The organism is uncultured Mailhella sp. (assembly GCF_905187505.1).
GTDB lineage: Bacteria > Desulfobacterota > Desulfovibrionia > Desulfovibrionales > Desulfovibrionaceae > Mailhella.
In genome coordinates this window covers 1-2103 of the sequence record NZ_CAJJIC010000201.1, presented here as the reverse complement: position 1 = coordinate 2103, position 2103 = coordinate 1, and the positions used below count along the sequence as shown (strand labels likewise).

The following is a 2103-nucleotide window of genomic DNA, read 5'->3' as shown; positions in this document are numbered from 1 at the left end:
CATGTCTGTTTTTTCCAATATCGTCTGCTGCATCAGCCTTTCCGAAAACCCTGACGACGTTGCCCAGTACGTCAACGACATCACCCGTCAGAACGACGCCAAGCTCATCCTCGTCCATGTTGCCGCCGACAACGAGGCCATTCTTCGCCGCACCGGCAGCAAGAACATGGTGGAAAAGCTCATTGAAGAAAGCCGCAAGGCCAATGAAGACGCCTTCACCAACTATGTGAACAAGAAGTTCGCCGGTCTCGACACCACCATCGTTCTTACCGAAGGCAAGGTCGAGGAAGAACTGCTCAAGGTGATCGACAAGTACTGCGCCGATCTCATCGTCATCGGCAGCATGTCCACCAAGGGTCTGTTCGGCTCTCTGTTCAACAAGCCTTCCGAAAGCATCATCGGCAAGACCCGCATCCCGGTCATGGTCATTCCCAACGATCTCAGCCTGGAATGCACGCCTGATTTCTAATCGGCGAAATGTTGCAGCATGAAGGCCCGTCTGCTCCGCGCAGGCGGGCCTTTTGCGTGTTCGCGGCGGAGAGATGAACACGCCTTTCCATGCCCCGGCGCCGTGAGGTCTGATCCGGCCGGACTTTTGTTTGGGCGGAAGTTGCGGGGGAGGACGGGGGGAGAGACGAAAGCCCGGATTGAACGCATCCCCGGGCGCACGGGCGTGCCGACAGGAAGACGCGCAGAGAGGGCGAGAAGGGAGAATCGGGCGCCGCAGCGCTTTTTGCTCAGAAGTCGCGGGCTGACGGAGAGGGCACGGATGGCTGACCGCGTTCCGCAAGAGGTCCGACTCGCGCGCCTCTCCCCATCGAGGATGACGGGCAGCGTGGGAAGCGCGGCGCATGGCGTCGTCCGTCTGGAGCCAGTCGAGGCGTTCCGCATCCGGCCGCAGGTTTTCTGAAGCGGCGGAAGATTGACCGTTTTCACAGCCGCGAGGAACGAGCCGCGGCGAAACGGCAAAAAAATCCCCTGTACCGGCAGGGAGACCGTATGGTCATCCCGCCGCACAGGGGAACGGTGAGTTTCGGAACGCGTTTCAGCGCTTCCAGCGGAAGACAAATTCCTGCTTCACGTCGGGATGCAGGCTCAGATGCACGGGGCAGGTTTGGGCGCAGTGCTCTATGGCGGCCTTCTGTCGGTCGGTATAGTCCCTGTCGGGCATGTCGAGCACGACCTCAATCCTGCCGATGCGGCGGGGGTCGGCGCTCATGACCTTGGTGATGGAAATTTCCGTGCCGGTCACGTCCACGTCGTGCTGCTTTGCGTAAATGCCTATGATGGTCATGGCGCAGGATGCCAGAGCCGTGGCGCACAGATCCGTGGGAGAGAAGGCTTCGCCCTTGCCCTGATTGTCCACGGGCGCGTCGGTGACGATGGTGGTGCCGCTGGCAAGATGCGTGCATTCGACGCGCAGGTCGCCGAGATATGTTGCTTTCATGTTGGCCATGGGAAAACTCCTTTGCATGGGCGCGCTGAGGAGCGCGTTGCCGCTGACGATGCTTTGGAGCAACGAATAGCGGCATCGCCGCGCTTAGTCAATGCCTTCGGCGGCAGAGGACTGACGCACGGGGTGCAGAACCCGGCAGGGATTGCCTGCGGCCACCACGCCGGAAGGCACGTCGTGCGTGACCACGCTGCCCGCACCGATGACGGTTCCGCTGCCTATGGAAACGCCGGGAAGCACGGTGACGTGTCCTCCCATCCATACGTCGTCGCCCACGGTGACGGGTTTTGCCCATTCCACGCCTGCGGCGCGCTCCCGGGCGTCCAGCGGATGCACGGCGGTGTAGATGCCGCATTGCGGCCCGATGAAGCAGTTTTTGCCGAAGATGACGGGCGCGCAGTCGAGAATGACGAGACCGTAGTTGGCAAAGAAGTTTTCGCCGATTTCGATGTTGAAACCGTAGTCGCAGCGAAATCCGGGTTCTATGAGGAAGTTCTTGCCCGTGCGGCCGAGAATGCGTCTGAGTTTTTCCCTGCGCTCTTCCAGCTTTGAGGGAAGAATGGCGTCGCACAGAACGCAGGCGTCCACGCAGGTGCCCACTTCGCTGTCGCAGTTGCCGCGCACAGCGATAACCTTATGTGCCACTTCAT

Annotated in this window: 3 protein-coding genes; 1 reads left to right on the top strand and 2 read right to left on the bottom strand. The window is 60.7% G+C overall.

Annotated features, from left to right (window positions below; translation table 11 throughout):
* Positions 1-469: universal stress protein (locus QZZ60_RS11310; RefSeq protein ID WP_295641467.1), on the top strand; the 469-nt coding region annotated here is incomplete at its 5' end.
* Positions 470-1045: 576 nt separating this feature from the next.
* On the opposite strand, the gene QZZ60_RS11305 is transcribed toward QZZ60_RS11310, so the two are convergent.
* Both QZZ60_RS11305 and QZZ60_RS11300 read right to left on the bottom strand, forming a co-directional pair.
* Positions 1046-1456 carry an OsmC family protein gene (locus QZZ60_RS11305; protein WP_295641466.1) on the bottom strand — a complete coding sequence of 137 codons (411 nt, stop codon included), beginning with the start codon at positions 1454-1456 and terminating at the stop codon, positions 1046-1048.
* Between the two features lie 84 nt (positions 1457-1540).
* A partial coding sequence (locus QZZ60_RS11300; protein ID WP_295641464.1) for a DapH/DapD/GlmU-related protein occupies positions 1541-2103 on the bottom strand: 563 nt, incomplete at its 5' end.